Source organism: Thermovirga sp. (assembly GCF_017656375.1).
GTDB lineage: Bacteria > Synergistota > Synergistia > Synergistales > Thermovirgaceae > Thermovirga.
Genome location: NZ_JACDOB010000081.1, coordinates 1 through 2172, shown reverse-complemented (window position 1 = coordinate 2172; position 2172 = coordinate 1). Strand labels below are relative to the sequence as shown.

Annotated in this window: 3 protein-coding genes; all 3 read right to left on the bottom strand. The window is 43.0% G+C overall.

The features are described 5' to 3' along the window. A partial coding sequence (locus tag H0Z23_RS08975; protein WP_296869109.1) for an EFR1 family ferrodoxin occupies nucleotides 1-698 on the bottom strand: 698 nt, incomplete at its 3' end. 51 nt (nucleotides 699-749) lie between these two features. Then, nucleotides 750-1703, bottom strand: coding sequence for an SLAC1 anion channel family protein (locus H0Z23_RS08970; protein ID WP_296869108.1), 954 nt, complete (start codon nucleotides 1701-1703; stop codon nucleotides 750-752). Nucleotides 1704-1875: 172 nt separating this feature from the next. After that, nucleotides 1876-2172, bottom strand: a 297-nt coding sequence (locus H0Z23_RS08965) for a 4Fe-4S binding protein (RefSeq protein ID WP_296869107.1), incomplete at its 5' end; no start/stop codon positions are given.

The window sequence follows — 2172 nt, the reverse complement described above, 5'->3', positions numbered from 1 at the left end:
AAGCAGTCGTTGCCCCTAATAAATTCCGCCTTGCCGTCTTTCATCACAAGGTTGTCATCAGGGCACTGGTTGACACACCTACCACATCCAATACAGCGCTTCTTATCCACCTTGAAATCCCTGTAAAGGCGCCTTTCCATGACGTGCCTGGCAAAAAATCCAAGGATCTCGTTATACCACTTCTTTTTCCCTATATCCACAAAGGGCTTCTCTTGAAATCTTTTGAACGCCTCATCTACCTTGGCTGCAAAGTTGTCCAACTTTCTACGGAGGCCAGGCTCAAATTTCACCATCTTCCTGTACATTATGTGCTCCTTGTGAAAAAACGTCGCAGCCCCATTTGATGGAGCCTTGAAGCTTTCCCTTGCAACGGTCATTATGTTCTTTTCCAGCAACTTTTCTGCAGCACATACCAGGCTATCGCCAGAAGACCAGGCATGGGTAGAGAACACAAAAGCAGGAACTGGCTCCTTCGCCCTGGGCAAGCTCTGCAAAAAAGGCTCTAAAATAGATGGATAGCACAGCCCATAAGAAGGGAACCCCAGCCCTATGGCTTTGCCTTTAAGGGATTCTGGATCTACCTTCTCCACAGGCTTTGTCTCAACTTCATGCCCAAAACCTTCAAGGCGCTTTGCTATTTCTTCTGCAATCCGAGCAGTGTTGCCTGTCCCAGAAAAATATACAATGGATATCTCCATCCCCGTTTCCTCCATTAGTTAAAATCTATAAGACGCAAGCCTTTTGAACCTTTATTCCTCTACGCATATTTCACCAGTAAGGACGTGTTTGATCGTAAGCCACCCTAAAAATACTACAATTCCTATAAGAGCTGCAAAAAACATCAATGCCATATAATAAAGAGGTTGATAACCACTTTTATGATAATAAAGGATCGTAGCCAAATCCACCGCTGCTAAGGGGAAAGAATATGCCCACCAAGAAAGATAAAATTTTATCTTGCTGAAAAGCCTCCATTGAGCCAGCACAAATATAACCATGAACACCACCAATGAATATAAGAAGATCGCGAAACTATCCAGCAACCCCGTTATTTTCACGTAGGAAATGAAGGCCACTGCAGGTGGAGCCATGAGTATGAAAAACGTTGGCACTAGTTTTTCAACTACAGGGTGATGGAATATGAGGCGATTTATTATGACCGCCAACATAACTACCCAGAAAAAGAAACCCACGCTGAAGAAGAACCAATTGACAGGCAATGGAACATGGGCTACTCCTGCCACTGGCACAATCAGGTTTCCCAGAATAGGGATAAACCAGGAGGGGTTGGCATGAGTTACGTCGAAATGAGTCTTCTGCACCCAAGACGTCATGGTATATATGGTAAAAGCAAGCTGCAGGGGCGCCCCAATCCACCAAAGGATCTTAGATACAGTCAAGTTTAAATCCAACATAGCTATAGAAAAAAGAAGCAAACTTACTGCAAAGGTGGGAAAGAAATGCATCTTTACAGGATGATGCAACTCCTTTATTACCTCCTCAGGAAAAGATATGCATTTAGCTATATAAAGGCTAGCGAGCACAACAAATATGAGCAAAGATACTGCTATAACAACTGTCAACAATATGTTAGGGATGCCCAGCAATTCTTTCATTTTTCCAAGGGCTATAAGGAACCCATTTATGCCCATGGTTACCGCAAAGAAAGATATAGGAAAGTTCTTTATTCGTTTACTATGCATATTGAGCACTCCCTCCTGTATAAACATTCAAATGACTCTCTATCGCTCCGAGGCATTCTAACCAACTTCTCTTCATTTGTCAATATATACCCTATAGGGTATAACAAAAGCCGGGGAGTGTTCTTCTAAGAGCATTCCCCGGCTTTATCCCAACCTAAAAACTTTATGCAAATCAATTTTTCTTGAATTTCTCTATCCTTGCCAGAACTTCCTCAATGATGGATATCTCTCGCTTGTAATGATTTTTGTAGCGCTCAAGGCACCTTTGGCCATCCATTTCGTCACCCTTGATCTTTATGCAAGCATCCATACTATCCTTTACTCGCTTTACTCTTTCTTCGATCTCGCTATCTGTAAGCTCGCTATCATGCCTTATTGCATCTTTAGGGCAAAACTCATGGCACTCCCCACATCTTATACATGTCTCAAGGTCAATAACAGCCACTCCTTCACTCATGGAGATGGCACC